The sequence below is a fragment of the Sinomicrobium endophyticum genome, assembly GCF_052983315.1.
Genome location: NZ_JBRKIS010000069.1, coordinates 96,297 through 115,450 on the forward strand (window position 1 = coordinate 96,297; position 19,154 = coordinate 115,450).

At 43.3% G+C, this 19,154-nt stretch carries 14 protein-coding genes and 1 pseudogene; 14 read left to right on the forward strand and 1 reads right to left on the reverse strand.

Annotated elements, in window-relative coordinates; all coding sequences use genetic code 11:
* The first annotated feature begins 3 nt into the window (after window positions 1–3).
* On the forward strand, window positions 4–354 hold the full coding sequence (locus tag ACVBDU_RS23595; protein ID WP_447182129.1) for a carboxypeptidase-like regulatory domain-containing protein: 351 nt from the start codon (window positions 4–6) through the stop codon (window positions 352–354).
* A 26-nt stretch (window positions 355–380) separates the two neighbouring features.
* Here ACVBDU_RS23595 and ACVBDU_RS23600 read toward each other — a convergent pair.
* A pseudogene (locus ACVBDU_RS23600) lies at window positions 381–638 on the reverse strand (helix-turn-helix domain-containing protein); the annotation flags it as partial.
* Window positions 639–2,457: 1,819 nt separating this feature from the next.
* Between ACVBDU_RS23600 and ACVBDU_RS23605 the strand changes: the two are divergent.
* The 13 genes from ACVBDU_RS23605 (at window position 2,458) to ACVBDU_RS23665 (ending at window position 19,152) form a co-directional block, all read left to right on the forward strand.
* Window positions 2,458–3,447, forward strand: a complete 990-nt coding sequence (locus ACVBDU_RS23605; protein WP_447182130.1) for a phosphatidylinositol-specific phospholipase C — start codon at window positions 2,458–2,460, stop codon at window positions 3,445–3,447.
* Between the two features lie 447 nt (window positions 3,448–3,894).
* Window positions 3,895–4,917, forward strand: a complete 1,023-nt coding sequence (locus ACVBDU_RS23610) for a helix-turn-helix transcriptional regulator (RefSeq protein ID WP_447182131.1) — start codon at window positions 3,895–3,897, stop codon at window positions 4,915–4,917.
* A gap of 750 nt (window positions 4,918–5,667) precedes the next feature.
* Complete coding sequence (locus ACVBDU_RS23615) at window positions 5,668–6,603, forward strand: M57 family metalloprotease (RefSeq protein WP_447182132.1); 936 nt, start codon at window positions 5,668–5,670, stop codon at window positions 6,601–6,603.
* Between the two features lie 709 nt (window positions 6,604–7,312).
* The gene (locus tag ACVBDU_RS23620; protein WP_447182133.1) at window positions 7,313–7,900 is read left to right on the forward strand and encodes a YceI family protein; all 588 of its coding nucleotides are present in this window, start codon (window positions 7,313–7,315) and stop codon (window positions 7,898–7,900) included.
* 30 nt (window positions 7,901–7,930) lie between these two features.
* A complete protein-coding gene (locus tag ACVBDU_RS23625) occupies window positions 7,931–9,196 on the forward strand; it encodes a hypothetical protein (RefSeq protein WP_447182134.1) in 1,266 nt (421 codons plus the stop codon).
* Window positions 9,197–9,531: 335 nt separating this feature from the next.
* A complete protein-coding gene (locus ACVBDU_RS23630; RefSeq protein ID WP_447182135.1) occupies window positions 9,532–10,107 on the forward strand; it encodes a hypothetical protein in 576 nt (191 codons plus the stop codon).
* Between the two features lie 58 nt (window positions 10,108–10,165).
* Complete coding sequence (locus ACVBDU_RS23635) at window positions 10,166–11,464, forward strand: acetyl-CoA hydrolase/transferase family protein (RefSeq protein WP_447182136.1); 1,299 nt, start codon at window positions 10,166–10,168, stop codon at window positions 11,462–11,464.
* A gap of 207 nt (window positions 11,465–11,671) precedes the next feature.
* On the forward strand, window positions 11,672–12,910 hold the full coding sequence (locus ACVBDU_RS23640) for a PAS domain-containing sensor histidine kinase (RefSeq protein ID WP_447182137.1): 1,239 nt from the start codon (window positions 11,672–11,674) through the stop codon (window positions 12,908–12,910).
* Window positions 12,888–13,937, forward strand: coding sequence for a response regulator (locus ACVBDU_RS23645; RefSeq protein ID WP_447182138.1), 1,050 nt, complete (start codon window positions 12,888–12,890; stop codon window positions 13,935–13,937). The genes ACVBDU_RS23640 and ACVBDU_RS23645 overlap by 23 nt, the downstream gene beginning before the upstream one ends.
* A gap of 308 nt (window positions 13,938–14,245) precedes the next feature.
* Window positions 14,246–15,088: a universal stress protein gene (locus ACVBDU_RS23650; RefSeq protein ID WP_447182139.1), complete on the forward strand. Its 843-nt coding sequence runs from the start codon at window positions 14,246–14,248 to the stop codon at window positions 15,086–15,088.
* Window positions 15,089–15,334: 246 nt separating this feature from the next.
* Window positions 15,335–16,879: a helix-turn-helix domain-containing protein gene (locus ACVBDU_RS23655; protein WP_447182140.1), complete on the forward strand. Its 1,545-nt coding sequence runs from the start codon at window positions 15,335–15,337 to the stop codon at window positions 16,877–16,879.
* Window positions 16,880–17,157: 278 nt separating this feature from the next.
* A complete protein-coding gene (locus tag ACVBDU_RS23660) occupies window positions 17,158–17,520 on the forward strand; it encodes a hypothetical protein (RefSeq protein ID WP_447182141.1) in 363 nt (120 codons plus the stop codon).
* Between the two features lie 420 nt (window positions 17,521–17,940).
* Window positions 17,941–19,152 carry a GTP-binding protein gene (locus ACVBDU_RS23665; RefSeq protein ID WP_447182142.1) on the forward strand — a complete coding sequence of 404 codons (1,212 nt, stop codon included), beginning with the start codon at window positions 17,941–17,943 and terminating at the stop codon, window positions 19,150–19,152.
* Window positions 19,153–19,154 lie beyond the last annotated feature (2 nt).

Below are 19,154 nucleotides of genomic sequence, written 5' to 3' on the forward strand. Positions count from 1 at the left end.
GCGATGAAATACTGCTATATGATATTTATCTTTTTAAGTTTTCTGTCTTGTAATAAAGATGTTCAGGATATTACTGTGCAAGGAATTGTTGAGAATGCCAATACAGATGAGCCAATAAAAAATGTAGATGTAACTATAATTTGTTGGAAATACGGGAATAGTCCTGACCAAAGTTATTCAGAGAATGAAACCAAGACAGTTACTACTGACAACGAAGGGAAATATAAGGTTAGTTTTGACAAAGGTGCTTTTGTAGAAGTAAAAGTTTCTTTGGATGGTTATGCTGATGGGCACGAGACGAAGGAAATCTACCAAAAAAAGAGTACAGTAAATATATCTTTAAAAAAAGAATAAATCAAAACCACCTTCGGGTGGTTTTTTTATGCATTAGCTTTTTTGGTCTTGGTATGATGGATAAAGGCATCAATGATTTTAATGACAGTAGTTTTATACTCTTCAGTAAGTCGCTGAATCTCTTTCATACAGTTGAGCATATCAATGTCCACGACCTCTAAACTGTCATCTTCCGAAACCAAATAATCCAAAGAAACACCTAAAACCTGTGCAATTTTATAGGCGTTCTCAACGGATGGAATAATATCGTCACGCTCATATTTAGAAATGGGATCACGGGAAACACCTGCTCTACGAAGTGTTCCGTGCTCTGCGAACGTCTCCGACTTCGCAGCTCACTGCACATCAAGGACAGGCCAAATACGTTGCGCTCCTCTCTGAGGGGCTTCCAAAACGGTGTTTCATAAGGTTGAACCACATTTTTGTAACTTATTTAAAACCTTTTCATTGACCAGGTCATTGCCAGCTATAAATGAAGGAAGACTTGTGAGAAATCGGGATACGCCTCAGAGAGGCGTTTTTCGTTTTTTTTCTTTTCATTGAGGGTTTGGGCAGCGAAGTTGCAAACTTCGCAGAGCGGGGTAGATGCCGCTGCATTAGGATTAAAGAGGCCAGAGGTTGTATATTGGAGTTTAGGTACAGGGATTGGTAAGTCTATAGTAGAAAGGAGTTGGTATTTTAATGCAGTTCATAATGCCCCAAATTGGTAAAAATTTATTAAGTATGTGGTATCATTATTTTTTTTACACGCAATTTAAATATTATTCTAATTCTAAATGGAAAGATGAATCAGCTCCACCACTGTTCTCAACTATATTATTTATTTCAGCGTTGCAGATGATGAATTTTTTAGTCATACGAGATTTAATAATTTTTCATATTCAGAAAAGCAGGTATGTATATTTTTCTAATGAAACATTAATTGTTCCAACTATTTTTATAACGTTTAATTACCTATATTTCACCTACAATAAACGTTATAAAGACATAATTGAAAGGTTTAGTAAACGGACAAAAGAAGAAAATCATTTATTCAGACTTTTTAGTTGGGCATATATAATACTTTCAACTGTAGTTGTGATATTGATGGGATATTCTGTTCGTAATAATATTAGGTGGTGGTAACTTTCTTAGTATATAAGATAATATTAGTAGAGCTGATTATACTTTTAATGCTTTTCTCGGCTCTACGGAGTGTGCTCTTGAGGAATCCCGCTCTACGAAGTGTTCTGTGCTCTGCGAACGTCTCCGACTTCGCAGCCCACTGCACATCCATGACAGGCCAAATACGTTGCGCTCCTCTCTGAGGAGTTTCCAAAACGGTGTTTCATAAGGTTGAACCACATTTTTGTAACTTGTTTAAACCTTTTCATTGACCAGGCCCCACTGGCCCTCGTTTGAGCAAAGCGGAAACGAGGGCCTATCGTTCCGGGCGTTTGCAACGCCCGGGAAAGGACTTGTTAAGACAGCCAGGAAGAAATAGACAAAACCCGTTCTACGAAATGTTAAAGGCGAATGTCTCTGATCCCGCAGCCCCCTGCACGTCGATGACCGACAAATACCTTAAGTGCCTTTCTGAGGGGCATCCAAAACTGTATTTTGTAAAACAAACAAGACTAGCCGCCCCTCGTTTAAGCGTAGCGGAAACAGATGCCTGCCTATCAGGGCGTTTGTAACACCGTGTAAACATTCTTCTATTATGCGTTATATATATATCAAAGTGAGTTCGATTTAAGACAAGACCAAATATGCTGGTTATAAGGTTCTTGAGTCAAAATAGTGCTGTCACCTCTAGCCCTTCGACTTGGCTCAGGATACCCGCCTGCCGGCCAGGAACTAAAGTCGAGAGGTTTTGGGGGATTAACTCCTATAAAAGAGGTCTCGACTGCGCTCGACCTGACGGGGTTAAGTTAACCATCTGTTATTCTGTATGATATAAATCGAAACTCACGTTACCTTAATAAGCACAAACCATGAAGGTACAGGTACACTTTTTGAACCTATTCATAATATATACATAACAAAACTTTGCCCGTAAAAGATTATATTGCCTTAAAATCTTATTACTTAACCAATAATTTATAACAACCCAAAAAACAGAACATGACCTGCTTAAAACAAAACCTATGGCTGGCCGTTGTTGCCATGACCACACTTTTTTCCTGTACACAGGAAGATGAATTACCCGTAAACACTTTAAAAGACGGGATGTTAAACCCGGAAGAGATTTCTCATGTTACCGTTTTCAATGAAGAAGACGTGGCAAACTGGATGTCTTATTTACCCGATGCCGTTTCTTTGAACAGCCTAACAATACCCGGAACACACGATAGCGGTGCACGACACGAACCCGTTAGCGGAACTGCCAAAACCCAGTCGCTTTCCATTTCGGAACAATTACAGGCCGGGGTTCGCTTTCTGGATATCCGTTGCCGGCATTACCAGGATGCCTTTGTTATCCATCACGGTTCAATATACCAGCACCTGAATTTCGACGATGTACTGAATGCGTGTAAACAATTCCTGCAACAGCATCCGGATGAAACGATTATTATGAGTGTTAAGGAAGAATATAATGCCGAAGGTAATACGATGTCTTTTCCCGAAGAATTCAATACCTACGTACAGCAGGATGCCGCACTCTGGCACCTGGCTCCCGGTATTCCCACGTTGGGAGAAGCCAGGGGGAAAATAGTATTATTCCGAAGGTTTGGCGCTAGTGAAAATATCGGAATGAATGCAAGCCATAACTGGGCGGACAAGGCTACTTTTACCATCAATAACGGCAATTATTCACTACGCGTACAGGATGAATACGTGGTGAGTAATAATACTACCAAGTTTGATAAAGTTGTCCAGGTTATGGAAGAAGCTTTTGAAGGAGAGGCTACGGACAATACCCTTTATGTCAGCTTTGCCAGCGGTTATAAGCAAATATTATGGGCCATACCCAATATACCGGGAGTATCGGATGAAATAAACCCTATGCTGAACAGCTATTTTTCCACGGCGGATAAAGGACGTTACGGAATAATCCCGGTAGATTTTGTTACTTCAGAACTGGCTGCAAATATGGTGAGGTCTAACTTTTAGCTAATTGGAAAAAGTTTAAAGGTCGTTTCAGTACATGAAAAAATTCAAAGGAGCGAAATACAACTGGTGCGTTAAAATTTTAGTTGTCGAGGTGATTTTAACTTTTGATATCATCGCTTAAAAGCTCCACTCTTCATCCCGATGATTATCGGGAGAAGAAAGGTGTTTCCGGTCTTTGACCGGAGGCGGGGAGTTTGACCAAATCCAAGCCTCAGGTTTATTCCTAAACGTCAATGTTTTCCTATGGCCTGGGCTTTCTAACCCTCCGTCACACCTTATGGTGTGCCACCTCCCTTTATCAAAAGGGAGGAGCTCGGTGAGACTTTAAAAATGATATACCTAAAATAAAATCAAAAAAAACAAAATTTCTTTTAAGGGATTAACATCTTTTCTGAGTCTCTGTTAAAAAGATAGAGAGCTTGCTGCCCGGCAGTAAAAGGTGGAAATATGGAATGGTTTTTTAGTTTTGCTTACGACAAAAGTTTTTTTGACAAGCTGATAGAACAGTCCGGTAAATACAACTTGGACCGTCATATCTACGTCAGGGATAACTGGATGGTAGCGAGATTCCCCAATGCTCATATGGAATGTGCCTATGAGGAGATAGAGCAGGGGCTTATCCTGAACTTTGCCCGATACAGCAGTACGGACCAGCTACCGGAAAATTCCCTGATCTGGTTACCGTCTCCCGGGGAAGAGTATTATTTCCTTAAACTGGAACTTTCCGCCCATCCCGCTACGGTATCGGCATTTGAAAAAGTGTTGTCGAAAACAGGGTCCGGTATTCCCCAATCTTTCCTGGTTTCTTCCGGATCCTATTTTAAGGTTAAGCTCGAAGGAGGGATAAAACAGGATTCTCTGCTTATCGGTATATCCATGAGCCGGGATTTTCTGCTGTACTATCTCGATCATCTTTTTCCGCCCGGTCACCCGGTGCTGACCGAAATAAAATCTGGCCGGTTCCGGTATCACCGGATGCAGATCAACCAGGCTATTTTTGAGGAAATGGATAAGTTGAATAAAAGCGATGTCCTGTCCAAAAATGATAAATTTGCGATCAAGGCATGTGTTTACAGCCTGCTGGACCGGTATTTCAAAAAACTCCTGGTGTATTCGGAGGAAGAAGATGCACCGGTATCGCGCTATTACATGGAACAGATGTCTTATGCGCGGGAACAATTACTGGCCGCGGTGGCTTCTGAAACATCTCCTCCGGCCATAGCCGAAATTTCCAGAACACTGGGAATGAGCGAACGAAAATTCGAAGCTCTCTTCAAATCCGCCTATGGTATAACGTACTATAATTTCTATCTGCAATCCCGTATGAACAGGGCAGGCGAGCTGCTAGCCCAGGGCAGGTATTCCGTATCTGAGGTAGCCCGGATGGTAGGTTACCAGCACCTCGGGCATTTCAGCCGTATTTTTAAAAGGTTCCACGGTTGCCTGCCCAAAGAATTCAAAGTCTTTTGAAATTTTTTAACGGGTAAAAGCCCGGAACCCGGGGCTTCGATACATTCCGGCGGAGCCGGAACACTCAGCCGCCTACGCTCTGGGCCAAACTTGGAACCTGCAACCCGGTAGCTTCGATACAACAGTCTGCGACCGTCACTCAGCCACCTCGCTTTATGCCAAACATGCAAGAAACCTACAACCTGCAACTTGTAACCTGGGCTTCGATACACCCATCGTTACGCTTGGGCACTCAGCCGCCTAGGCTCTGGCCCAAACATGCAAGAAACCTGCAACCTGCAACTTGTAACCTGGAACCTGGGCTTCGATACACCCATCGCTGCGCCTGGGCACTCAGCCGCCTACGCTTTGGCCTAAACCTACAACTTGTAACCCAACAGTCCCCGTTGCGTTTTTGGGACAAAGGTTTGCGAAAAGGGGATAAAATGTCCGTTATTTTATGAATACTTTTGGATTTTAACAGGTTAATTCTTCTTGTATAAGGAGAAACCATTTCGCGAAAGAAGGTTTTTATCTATCCGGAAAAATAGGAACCAAAATTACTGAAACCTGTATGAAGTCGCTCCGCGATGTCCTTAACTTAACTAAAATTTAAACTATGATCCAAGTATTTTTAATGCGTGCCCGTTATCCCCCGCATAACTTCCTGCCGGGGTCCGGTTGCCTGAAGGCTATGTCCGGATGTAATACCGCTAAAAAAGCGTAATAATCATTTTTTCTAAACACCAATAAACTCAAATATGACCTAAAATGAAAAATATTATAGCCCAGATCCGATTGAAATACACCATACCCGCAGTCTGTACGGCATTTATGCTCGTAGGTTGTGAAAAGGAAGACACTGATGTGATGGACAACAGCACCCGAATGGAAATCAGTGACGAAGAAAAAGAAAACATATTCCTCGCCGGTTTTTCTCCCGAAGGTGTCATTAAGACCGACGGCGGATACCTCGTGGAAGGAGATATCTTTTTAACCGCCGAAGCTATAGAATACCAGAAAGAACTCATGTACAATACCATTACCGGAACCCCTTCTCCGGAGCAGTACAGCAGTCCTTTTAAAGTAGATGTAGGAAGCAGTACCCGTACGCTGAAGATCAAGGTAGATGCCGGGGCACAGCAAACCTATTTTTACAATTCGACGGAAGAGGCCATAGCGCGGTTTAACGAACTGGACCTGGTTCTCGATTTTGAACTGCTCGACGCCAATTCTACGGAAACTCCCGATATTGTAATTAAAGGAAGGCAGTTTGAAAATGGAGATGTATTAGGACAATCTTACGGTTTTCCCGATGCCGACGGAAACCCGGCCCCCCAGATCGACCTCAGTATAGATCATTACAACCCACAGACAAACCGGGCGGATTTTGTGACTACCATCGCCCACGAAATAGGACACGCCATCGGTTTCCGCCATACCGATCTGCACGATCGCAGCCTGAGTTGCGGTCAGTACATCAGTCCGCTGCAAGCTCTTATTCTTCGTTTCCAGTATGGAATAAACAATCCGTATGATGAAACCGAGCTCGATCCGGGTGAAGTTCCGTATCATATTACAGGAACCCCGACCGGGGCAGATCCGCAGTCCGATCCGTCCTGGATGCTCGCATGCTCTGATGGTACCAACCGTCCTTTTACTCCGAATGACCTGATAGCCATAAAACATCTCTATCCGGAGTTGTAATAAAACAGATGCTGATTTAGAGAGTAGTTATCTGAGAAGCCCGGGCAATAGGAGGTAGTTTGCCCGGGTTTCGATTTTTATATTTCCTTTCTTCCTTTTTCTGGTCTTAATTTGGACCAGGTTTGAAATTTATATCCTAAAAATATAGTTTTTAGCAGAGACCGTCCGGGTTTCGAAGTTGATGAGTTCAGAAGATGTTCATCGCAACGCAGAAAACAATCTTTCCTGATTTCCAAACATTATCATAGCGTAAAAAATCCGGATTACAAGCACTTGTACCTATATATGAAAGCCCCGAAATTCTCCGGCCTGTAAGCAATCTATTCCTCTTAAGCCTGTCCGGGAACAGGTTAATCTCCCCACAGGATTTTCAAAATACCATTACACTACTAACAATTTGTATGGTGTTTTGTCCATACATACAGTTATGCTGTCTTTCCGCAATTTTATTCCGTATCCTTTTTTATAACACCCTTCAGGCATTTCTACCGGACCTGATAAATATCATGTTATAAGATTTCCTTTCACCCCATTTTTGTCCTGTAAATAAAGACGAGGTAAAAGACCTTATAAAAATGTTACTATGATGAAATGAGCCATAACAATGCGAGTTGATACCTCCCGATCCCGATAATTATCGGGACTATCGGGACAAAATGTTCAATGGCGAATTACATCTGACCAATTAAAAACAAATAAAAAAGAACAGATGAAAAAAACAAAACTATTAAAAGGAAAAATAGCAGGAGCTTTGCTGGGAATTATTCTCTTCTGTCCGTTTGCCACGGCGCAGGAACTTCACGTAGTATCTTCCGAAAGTAAGTTACAGGTACTGGGTACTTCCAATCTGCACGACTGGGAACTCGAAGCAACATCTTTCCAGGGAAAAGGGACCATTTCGGCAGAAGAAAACTTGTTGAAATCCGTGGAGAACTTATCGTTTACCCTTGCCGTAGAAGGTTTGAAAAGCGGAAAGGGCGGAATGGACAAAAACACGTATAAAGCCCTTAAAAGTAAGGATCATAAGGAAATATCTTTCCGTTCGGACAAAGCTACGGCTATAAAAGAAACCGGGACAGGACAGTACCAGGTTGAAATACCGGGTAATCTGACCATAGCGGGAGTAAGCAAAAAAGTATCACTTACATTAACAGTAGTACTCCAGGATAAAATACACCTTTCCGGCAGTACCGATATAGTGATGACCGACTACGGCGTGGAACCGCCTACGGCACTCCTGGGAACCGTAAAAACAGGAGAAAAGGTTACGGTGAAATTTGAAATGACCTATAACTAAGTACAGATAATATTTTTTAAACAAACAATCATGAAAAAATTAACGACTATTGGATTACTGGCCATATGTGGTATGTTTACCGTGACGGTAAGTGCCCAGCAGAGAAACCCGGACAATTACAGGAGTCCGGACAAAAACGGGATAAACGTTTTTGAAAGTCCTAAAGATACCATATCTACCTTTGACGGGGTAAGGGTACGTATAGGAGGAGCGTCCACCCTGCAGTTCCAGGCCCTGGATCACAGTAACAGCGGTAGTATAGCGCTGAAGGAAATAGGAGATAACTTTAACCTGGCAACAGCCAACCTGGACCTTGATGTGGCCCTTTTTGACGGTGTGCGCATGCATTTGAGGACCTATCTCTCTTCCCGCCACCACCCGGAACCTTATGTAAAAGGAGGTTATTTCCAGATTGATAAACTGGACTTTATAAGTCCCGGGTTCCTGGAAGATGTAATGAAATACGTTACTGTTAAAATAGGGCATATGGAGAACAACTACGGGGATGCACATTTCCGAAGGTCAGATAATGCCCAGGCCATCTATAACCCTTTCGTAGGAAACTATATTATGGATGCCTTTACCACGGAAGTAGGTGCCGAAGTATATTACAGGAAAAACGGTTTTATCTCCATGTTGGGGATATCCAACGGAAAGCTTAACCAGGCCGTGGACCAACCGGGTAAAACCAGTCCGTCTTTCCTGGCAAAACTAGGATACGACAAACAGGTACAACCGGATTTGAGACTACGCCTTACAGGATCTTTATACCACACGGCCCATTCTTCCAGGACGTATTTATACGCCGGAGACAGGGCAGGGTCCAGGTATTATTTTGTAATGGAAAACGAAGAAGCTACATCTAAAGGTAATTTTACTTCCGGAAGGTACGACCCCGGATTTAACAGCCAGCTTACGGCGGTGATGATAAACCCCTTCGTAAAATACAACGGGCTGGAATTCTTCGGGATGTACGAAAGATCTTCCGGTAAAGCTGCCGGGGAGACCGATACGCGGGTGTGGAACCAGTATGGAGCAGAACTCCTGTATCGCTTCGGAAATACGGAGAACTTCTATATAGGTGGAAAATACAACCTGGCAACAGGAGAAGAGACCCTTTCTTATAACGATGTGGATATTACCAGGTTTCAACTCGGTGCAGGATGGTTTATGACCAAAAATATACTGGCCAAACTGGAATACGTGAACCAGAAATACGATGGTTTTGACACTGCAAGCATCCTGAACAACGGTAAATTCGACGGATTTATGGTTGAAGCGGTAATCAGTTTCTGATCGGAATTCATAAAATAAATCACTTTGGACTACAAGTCCGGAGGTTAGGAAGCGGCAATCCTGCCCGTCCCGCAGGCGGGGAAATAGCCATAGTTAATAGGTTAGTGAGTGTTGACTAAATAACTTAATAACCCAATAACCTATTAACTTAACTACCAGCAAAGTTAAAGTCTACAGAAACCAAAGTAGCTGCCATGGATCCGGATTCCGATAGATCGGGACTATTGGGGGCAGGATTTTAAAATAAATCAAAGCTGTTCCGGGGAGCCATAGCCATGGTATCCGAAAAGCCCGGCACTCCGGAAACAGCTTTGTAATTTGTTAAAACAATAGAAATGATCTTCCGGATAAGTATAATACTGATGTTTACCCTGTTCTGGTCGGGTAACCCTTTTTCCGAAGAGAAATGTGTGGTACGGATAGGGAAGGGAAGCGAACTGTACTTAAAGGGCTCTGCCAATGTACGCGATTTTACCTGTGTTTATGATCGTGAACTCCTGGAAACATCCGTTCCCGTTAGCTTTAGAAAAAAACAGGACAGAATGATTTTTGACCAGGCCCTGATCCGGTTGGAAAACAAAGGATTCGGGTGCGGGGGAAAAGGTATCAACAGAGATTTTCACAGTCTTTTGCAAACCGAAACCTACCCGTACATAGATTTGAACCTGAAGGAAGTAACCTATAAAACCGGGAAAACGACCGCCCTTATTTCCATTACTATTGCAGGGGTGATCAAAACGTATAATATTCCCGTACAACTGGATACGGAGGGGAGATTGCAATGTTCGGGGATCTTACCACTGGATATCCGTGATTTCGGATTGCAGCCACCGAAAAAGATGCTCGGACTCATTGTTGTGGATGAAAAGATAGATATATATTTTGATTTGTCCCTTAAAATCGCTAAATAAACCGAGGTCTCTGCCGGGGGAGAATAATAGAAAACAGATTGTTTAAATTTATATAGACATGTTACATTACACTACAGCAGAAGAAGCCGTTGCCCTGGTAACCTCGGGGAGCCGGATGTTTTTTCAGGGAGCGGCAATGACCCCTAATACCTTGATAAGTGCCCTTTGCAAGCGGTACAACGAATTGGAGAATATAGAGATCGTGCAGATGCATACCGAAGGAGAGGCCCTTTATACCAAACATCCGTATAGTGAAACCTTCCGCATCAACAGCTTTTTTGTAGGGGGTAATGTCCGTCCCGCAGTAAATTCCAGTCATGGCGATTACATTCCTGTGTTTCTGAGTGAGATACATCTTCTTTTCCGGCAGAATCTCTTGCCTATAGATGTGGCCTTCGTCCAGGTTTCCCCGCCGGACAGGCACGGGTATTGTTCCCTGGGAACTTCCGTAGACATCACGCTTCCGGCAATCAGTGCCGCTAAGAAGGTTATAGCACAGGTGAACCCCAATGTACCCAAGACACACGGGGACGGCATTATCCATAGCAATAAAATAGATGCCGCCATATTTGCGGACGAACCCATATATTGTACGGAAATGAAGGAGCCCTCAGAAATAGAAAAACGTATAGGTTATCACGTAGCCGGACTGATAGAGGACGGCGCTACGCTGCAGATGGGAATAGGAGGAATTCCCAACGGGGTTCTGAGCCAGCTCGGAAACCATAAGAGGCTTGGTGTACATACCGAAATGTTCTCTGACGGTATCCTGCCCCTGGTAGAAGCAGGGGTGATCACCGGGGAAGAAAAGTGTATCAAACGCGGAAAGCTGGTTACGTGCTTTGCCGTAGGATCGCCGGCCCTGTACCGTTTCCTGGACGACAACCCCGTTGTGCATTTCAAGGAAGCGGCGTATACCAACGATACGGCCATTATCCGGAAGAACCCCAAAGTAACGGCTATTAACAGCGCTATTGAAATAGACCTTACCGGGCAGGTATGTGCCGACAGTATTGGGGCCATGCAATATTCCGGAGTGGGCGGGCAGATGGATTTTATCCGGGGAGCATCCCTTTCGGAAGGCGGAAAGGCCATCATAGCATTGCCGTCGATAACCACAAAGAACATATCCAAAATAGTTCCCTTCCTCAAACAGGGGGCCGGGGTTACCACCACCAGGGCACATGTACATTATGTAGCTACGGAGTACGGCGTGGTGGACCTCTTTGGCAAAAACCTGAAAGAAAGAGCAAGAGCCCTGATTTCCATAGCGCATCCCGATCACAGGGAAGCACTGGAAAAAGCAGCTTTTGAAAGGTTTGGAAGTAACGTTACGGCAATATCCCGAACGATATGAAATGGCGAAAAATCAGATAACAATCATTTTTAATATTTGAGCGGAACGGGAGAGACTGCTATTTTCTCCTGTTCCGCTTTTTGTTTTATATGTCAGTTTAAAAAGATACATCTATTTTCAGGTTTACTTTAAATCCCTATCTTTGAAAGCCCTGGTATAGTAAATATGGTAGTCTGCTTAAACTTTTGTAAATACAGGTAAATTGTGATGAAGTTTTTCCAACAGGAAGAAGATGTTTTCGGTATTCTTCTCGAAACCATATCGGAAGGTATTCTGGTGGTGGACGGGGAAAAAAATATAGTGGCGGTCAACTCTACCCTGGAAAACATGTTCGGTTATGTAAAAGACGAACTGGTCGGCAAAAAACTGGATATACTTATTCCTTCGAACTATCATCACAATCACGATACACATTTCAGCAATTATTACGAAAAGTCCAGCAAACGCAAGATGGCCGCGGGAAGGAACCTGTGGGGAATTCGCAAAGATGGTGCCCAACTCCCCGTGGAGATAGGGCTTAACCCGTTTACCGCAAACGACAAAAAGTTTGTGGTGGCGCTGGTCATGGATGTTACCGTGAGCCGGGAAGCCGAAAACAGGATCCGGCAGCTGAATGAAGAACTGGAAGAAAAAGTAGAAATCCGCACCGAAGAACTTAAAGAATCCGTAAGCCTGCTGAAAAAGGAAGTGAAACGAAGGACAGAAGCGGAAAATAAAATCAAGAACGCGCTTCGGAAAGAAAAAGAACTCAACGAACTGAAAACCAAGTTCCTTTCACTCGTTTCCCATGAATTTAAAACTCCTTTGAGCAGTATCCTTGTTTCGGCTACACTTATAGGGAAATATACGGAAGGCGAACAACAGGAAAAACGGGAAAAACACCTGGAAACCATTAAAAACAAGGTCCGGTACCTGAACAATATACTGAACGATTTTCTTTCCGTAGAGCGTATAGACGCCGGTAAGGAAAAATACACGTTTGCCCCTTTTCATATTACCAGGGTATTCAACGAGGTCATATACGACGCCAATATGCTGCTGAAAACAGGGCAAAGGATCAATTTCCCCGATGATATAGACGATTATGTTATTTGCCAGGACGAAAAAATACTGGAACTCATCCTTTCCAACCTGGTGCGTAATGCTGTCAAATATTCCCCCGAACATACCGAAATAGACATCAGTGTGGAACAGGAGGGAAACCTGTTTGTCTTTAAGATAAAAGACCACGGCATAGGCATTCCGGAAGAAGACCAGAAGTATATTTTCAGCAGGTATTTCCGGGCCAGGAATGCTATCATAGACCAGGGTACGGGAATAGGTCTTAATATTGTGAAAAGCCACCTCGAAAACCTGGGCGGAGAAATAGATTTTAATAGTGAAGAAGGAAAAGGAACGACATTTACGGTAAAACTACCTGACCATGAAAAAAATATTGCTTATTGAAGATGATCCTGTTTTGCGTGAAAGTACGGCAGAATTACTTGAGTTATCCGGATATGAAATACTTACGGCCCCCAATGGTGTAAAAGGGGTGTCCCTGGCAGTGGAGGAAACCCCCGATATTATCGTATGTGACATTATGATGCCCGAACTGGACGGATATGGTGTACTGGAAGCGCTTTCTGCCAATTCCGGAACCAGGCAGATTCCGTTTATATTCCTTTCGGCCAGAACCGAGCGGAAGGAAGTGCGAAAAGGGATGGACCTGGGAGCCGATGATTATCTGACCAAACCTTTTGAAGAACAAGAGCTGGTAAGTGCCATAGAAAGCAGGCTGGCCAAAGTATCCCTTCTTAAAGAAAGTACGATATCCGTACCGCCTGCGGAAGAAGATGAAGAAGAAATACGAAACATTAACGAACTCAAAAATTTCTTTACCGACGAAGGCGAGTATTTTACCTTTGAAGAAGGAGATATCATTTATTCCGAAGGTAATCACGCCAATTTTATTTACCTGGTGGAAAAGGGCATGGTAAAAACACATCGTATCGAAGAATACGGTAAAGAACTGATTACGGATATAAGCAGGGATGACGATTTTTTCGGATACTACTCCTTTACACAGAACATCCCTTACGAAGAATCTGCAACGGCACTCAAAAAGACCACACTCTATGGCGTGCGCAAAGATTCCTTTGCCGGAATATTAAAGAATAACCACCAACTGGCTGTGGAGCTGGTAGAATTTCTTGCCGGCGACCTCTCCGGTGTTAAGGAGAAACTGCTGCAAATGGCATATGGCTCCGTACGAAAAAAAACTGCGGGTACCATCTTGCGGTTTGTAGAAAAGCTTCAGCACCAGCCCGAACACGAAATCCGTATTTCGCGCAACGACCTGGCAAGCGTGGCAGGAATAGCCCCCGAGAGTTTTATCCGTACGCTGTCCGAACTAAAAAAAGAAGGCCTCATAGCTATAGAAGGCAGAAATATAAAGGTATTGGATGTAGCCGGACTGGAAAAAATGCGTTAAAAAAACAGGAAGCGGAGCTTCGATACAACAGCCTGCGGCTGTCACTCAGCCACCTCGTTTTTTAAACTGTAACCTGCAACCTGCAACCTGTAACCTGAAACCTGTAACCTGAAACCTGAAACCTGAAACCTGAAACCTGAAACTGAAACCTGAAACCTGAAACCTGAAACCTGCAACCTGCAACCTGCAACTTGTAACCCATAACCCATAACCCATAACCAGTAACCCGACCGTTATCCCGGTTGATATTTATCATATTTTATTCTGTTCCTTCCGCATACTTTTGTCCGTGATAGATAAGAAATGTGATGAAAAATATCCTTATCCCGACGGATTTTTCCGAAAACTCGTGGAATGCTGTCCGATATGCTATGTTACTGTTCGATACTTCCGGATGCAATTTTTACCTGTGTAACGTGGTGGAGCCATATGTATATGCAGGTGGAGGAATGCCGCTGGTAGCCTTGCCCGAAGAGTATGACACCGACGCCCGCACACGATCACAGGGAGAGCTGGAAAAAATGGCATTATGGATGAAGAAGGAACTTCCGGAAAGCAATTCGGATTTCATTCCGCTACCGGAATATGACTTTTTTATAGAAGCCGTAAGAAAACAGGTCAAAGAAAAGAATATAGACCTGATTGTAATGGGAACAAAAGGGGCTTCCGGATTCAGGGAAATGATCGTGGGAAGTAATACGGGTGACGTTATTACTAAGGTAAAATGCCCGGTACTTGTAGTGCCGGAAGACACGGTCTTTCACTTACCCGAACAGATCGTTTTTCCTACCGATTATACTATTCCCTATTCATCTAAGGTGCTGGATACGATGTTTTTCCTGGCAGACAAATTTTCTGCCGCCGTAAGAATATTGCACGTTGTGAAGAACGAACATGAAAACCTGGGAGAAGAACAGAAAATAAATAAAAAGCATCTCGAAGATTATCTTCGTGGCAGGGAGTACAGTTTTCACCGTATGGTCCGTAAAAACCTGGGAGAAGCCATAGAAGAATTCTCGGAAAGTACAGAAATAGACTGGATAGCCATGATGGCCAAGAAACTGAATTTCTTCCAGCAAACTCTCTTCAGACCCACCGTGGCCCGGATAAGTTATCATACGAGGATCCCCTTTTTGGTACTCCACGAATAATAAACCGGTAAAAAACATCGTTTTGTAGCTGATTTCGGACCGGAACTAAAGGGGCATGGACCATTATTTACAGAATATTCGTGATATGTGATTCCTAAAACGTATATTTGTTTTTCCATTTCGGGAAGGAAAAGTCTGTTCACCGTAGTATTTTCTTCCCGGATATTTTTCCGGATGTAGCCCCTTCAAAAATTCCGGAAGTATGCAACCAGTCTTTTGTTTTTCAGATTAACCAACCGTTGCCGGATGACAAAATATTGTATTCTTCTGTTTTTCCTGTTTCTGTTTGCAGAAAAGGCAAAGCCGCAACAACGAGATGCTTTTGATAGCATTTACTATTGTTTGTATACGGCCAATAAAGATCTCGGTTACGGGATCCACACGGCGGATTCCCTTTACCGGGCCTCCGTAGGAGAACTTCAGAAAGTAAAATCCCTGCTGTTGCTGTCCAGTTTATACAGACGTAAAAAAGACAAGAAAAAAGCCCTTGAATACTTACTGGAAGGGGAGCGCCTGGCTTCCAAAGCCGGAATTTACGAATGGCAGGCGAGGGCCTGTGGAGCATTGTCCAGTCAATACAGGGAATCCGGTTTACCCGAAGTGGGAATGCGTTACCTGGAAAAAGGTATAACAATAAGTGAAAAAATCAGGGAGGAAGAGATATCTAACGAATATCGGGGCCTTTTGTACCAGGAAAAAGCGTATTACGCAATAGCTGAAAATAATTTTCGGGAAGCCGTGCAACTGGAACATAAGGCCGGTACCTGTTTTATTTTGCTGAAAGATGACTTTCGAAGGAACCTTCACCTGGCGACCACACAGAAAGCTCTCGGAGAAAATTATCACAGGCTGCACAAAAATGATTCTGCCCGGTACCACTATCGCAAAGCCCTGGATTTTATTGCCGGTACTAACGGAGTGCCCATACAGGAAGGAATGGTTCACCTGGGGCTGGGGAAAATTTTTATGGAGAAAAATGATTATTCTCTGGCTCTTAATCATCTGGAAAAAGCCCTTGGTTTTGCCGATGCTTCCGGAGATGTATCCCTCAAGGGAGAAGTTTACCGGGCTTTGTCAAACTATTACAAAGCGGTAGAGGATGTGGAGAAATATGCCTTCTACAATGACCGGTATCTGGAAGTAATAGACAGGGAAATAGAGGCCAGGCAGGAAACCTACAGCCAGGCCGTCAACCAGGTTTATAAAGAACAGGTAAAGACATCTCAGGTGTACTACGGTATCATTGCCCTGGTTTCCCTGTTGCTGTTGGTGGTAGTTTTATTCCTATTCATAAATCGTAAGCGGCAAAAGGAAAAGTACAGGAAATTCAGGAAAATACTAAAGAAAGTAAGGAAAAGGAATCCCGGGCCATCAATACCTGCGGAAAAAAGGGGAAATACGATAAGGGAGACGGAACTGATGCCTGAAAAAACCGAGAAATTATTGATGAACAAGTTATCGCGTTTCGAGGAATCCGGAAAATTCACGGAGCGGAATATTTCTTCTTCTGTACTGGCAGCAAGGATAGGCACCAATACCAAATACCTATCTTATATTATTAACAAGTACAAAGGGAAAGACTTTAATACATATATTAACGAACTCCGGATACACTATATCGTTAAAAAACTGGAAGAGACGCCCGATTACCTGAATTATAAGATCAGCTACCTGGCCAAGGAGTGTGGGTTTTCATCCCACAGTAAGTTCAGTACGGTATTCCGAAGTATTATAGGGCTGCCTCCTTCCGAATTTATGGCACATCTCCGGGAGAAGAAAAAGGTAGTGTAAAATATTTGTATGTTATTGACATTTTTGATTTTCAGGGATGGTAAAAAACGCTGTTAACGGTTATAAATATTGAAGGAAATGGGGAGGTATTCCTTGTCTGAATTCCCGAATATGAAAAGCCAAAAACTTCCCTGAAGACCAGTATTTCTCTATTTTCGTGAGGTATGTGAGTTTTCCAGACTTATGTGTTTCTACCCCGGAAATAAGAGAAAAGACCGGTCCTGTATTGGGACCGGGTATTTTCTTGATTTTTTTTAATTTTATGCCCTTTTCTTAACATGATAAGAACACTGTTTGCCAGCGAGGTAGAATTTCAAAAGAAAATCGAAAGGTTCCGGAGTACCGGAGCCCTTCATAAGCACCCCTTTTTAGGGTTTTATTATACCGAAGGAGTAAAATATGTGATGTGCGACCTGTTTAAAACGCAGAAACTCTTATTGCGTATAGCCAGGGAAGCATCCTGTATTCCCGAAACTTCCTTTATATCTATCCGGATATACGGTACCTGTATCGAATTCCGGGACAGGGACGGTCGTGTACTGCAAAAAAAGAATGAAGACCACCCGGTCCCGTTGCCGCGGGACACGTCTTTTTGCCTATACTGGATAGGGAGAACCCTGCTTTTGCCTACAGAATATTAAAGCGCAAAACTTTTTGTAAAAATACCACTCGGGAAGTTCAATACCCGGAACCGGATACATTTCTGCTTTTGTAGAAGCATTTAGTCACTTCAGTTGGAAAATACTAACCGGAAGCTTCAAGCCTGTATATGGCACAACTTTTCATCCGGTCACCGTATTCCCGGGGTAAATACATCATAGCATTTTTGATTGTAATTCCGGTATTTGCAGGCGATTCTTCTTTACCCTGGTCCTAAATGACATTGCCGTTAAGAGAGGAAAAAAATCCTTGATTATAAAGAGCTTTATTCCATAACATCCGGATGAAACAAGGAATAGTTTTATATGCGTTTATCCACCTTATTCTCTTAATTCTTTTGTGCTACATGGTTGCATTTGTCAGAATGTTTATATATTTGCAATAAAGTTGCATTTGTTGAGATGAAAAGAAATACCGAAAAATTACCGGTAACCGTGTTAAGCGGTTTCCTGGGAGCAGGGAAAACTACACTGCTCAACCACATATTGCACAACAGGGAAGGATTGAAAGTTGCTGTAATTGTCAATGATATGAGCGAGGTAAATGTAGATGCCCGGTTAGTGGAAAACGAGAATGTTCTTTCCCGAACGGAAGAAAAACTGGTGGAAATGAGCAATGGCTGCATTTGCTGTACGCTTCGGGAGGACCTTATGATAGAAGTAGAGCACCTGGCCCGGGAGGGAAAATTCGATTACCTGCTTATTGAAAGTACCGGGATAAGCGAACCCGTTCCCGTAGCACAAACTTTTTCGTATGCGGACCCGGAAAACGGTATAGACCTTTCCGCTTTTAGCTATATAGATACTATGGTAACCGTAGTAGACAGTCATAATTTTCTGAAAGATTTCGGAACGGACGAATTGCTGGCAGACCGCAAACTTACCGACATGGAAGGAGATTACCGTACGATAGTGAACCTCCTCACGGACCAGGTGGAATTTGCCAATGTTATTATACTGAACAAAACCGATCTTGCCGGCGAACAAACCATAGGATTGCTGCGTGCTGCCATAGGTAAACTCAATCCTGCTGCCAAAATAGTAGAAGCTGTCTTCGGAAAGGTAGATCCGAAAGAAATTTTAAATACCGGTCTTTTTGACTTTGAAGAAGCCCAGGCATCCGCGGGATGGCAAAAAGAACTGGAAGCTGAACAACACACCCCGGAAACCGAGGAGTACGGTATAGGATCTTTTGTTTTTCGTAACGCGAGACCTTTTCATCCGCAGCGTTTGTGGAAATATCTGAACGAGGCATATCCCGGAAACGTTATCCGGGCCAAAGGACTGTTCTGGCTGGCTTCCCGTCCCGATGAAGCCCTGAATTTCTCCCAGGCAGGAGGATCATCAAGACTGGAGAGGGCAGGGGTATGGTGGTGCAGTATGCCTTTTGCCGACAGGATCCGCTATCCTTCTTACCTAGATAACCGCGATATTATAGAAGACAGGTGGAGCAAAAAATGGGGAGACCGCATTAACGAACTCGTGTTTATAGGACAGGATATGGACAGGGAAAAAATGATAAACGACCTGGAAAATTGCCTGCTTTATGACGGCGAAGAAACAAGGTTCGGAGATAAAACGGCTTTTGCCGATCCTTTTACCGAACATCTTTAATA

Coding starts and splice junctions, on each gene's coding strand:
- ACVBDU_RS23625 (WP_447182134.1), top strand. CDS start 7,931: ATGAAAAAATTAACGACTATTGGATTACTGGCCATATGTGGTATGTTT.
- ACVBDU_RS23665 (WP_447182142.1), top strand. CDS start 17,941: ATGAAAAGAAATACCGAAAAATTACCGGTAACCGTGTTAAGCGGTTTC.
- ACVBDU_RS23620 (WP_447182133.1), top strand. CDS start 7,313: ATGAAAAAAACAAAACTATTAAAAGGAAAAATAGCAGGAGCTTTGCTG.
- ACVBDU_RS23660 (WP_447182141.1), top strand. CDS start 17,158: ATGATAAGAACACTGTTTGCCAGCGAGGTAGAATTTCAAAAGAAAATC.
- ACVBDU_RS23630 (WP_447182135.1), top strand. CDS start 9,532: ATGATCTTCCGGATAAGTATAATACTGATGTTTACCCTGTTCTGGTCG.
- ACVBDU_RS23650 (WP_447182139.1), top strand. CDS start 14,246: ATGAAAAATATCCTTATCCCGACGGATTTTTCCGAAAACTCGTGGAAT.
- ACVBDU_RS23645 (WP_447182138.1), top strand. CDS start 12,888: ATGAAAAAAATATTGCTTATTGAAGATGATCCTGTTTTGCGTGAAAGT.
- ACVBDU_RS23640 (WP_447182137.1), top strand. CDS start 11,672: ATGAAGTTTTTCCAACAGGAAGAAGATGTTTTCGGTATTCTTCTCGAA.
- ACVBDU_RS23605 (WP_447182130.1), top strand. CDS start 2,458: ATGACCTGCTTAAAACAAAACCTATGGCTGGCCGTTGTTGCCATGACC.
- ACVBDU_RS23655 (WP_447182140.1), top strand. CDS start 15,335: ATGACAAAATATTGTATTCTTCTGTTTTTCCTGTTTCTGTTTGCAGAA.
- ACVBDU_RS23615 (WP_447182132.1), top strand. CDS start 5,668: ATGAAAAATATTATAGCCCAGATCCGATTGAAATACACCATACCCGCA.
- ACVBDU_RS23635 (WP_447182136.1), top strand. CDS start 10,166: ATGTTACATTACACTACAGCAGAAGAAGCCGTTGCCCTGGTAACCTCG.
- ACVBDU_RS23610 (WP_447182131.1), top strand. CDS start 3,895: ATGGAATGGTTTTTTAGTTTTGCTTACGACAAAAGTTTTTTTGACAAG.
- ACVBDU_RS23595 (WP_447182129.1), top strand. CDS start 4: ATGAAATACTGCTATATGATATTTATCTTTTTAAGTTTTCTGTCTTGT.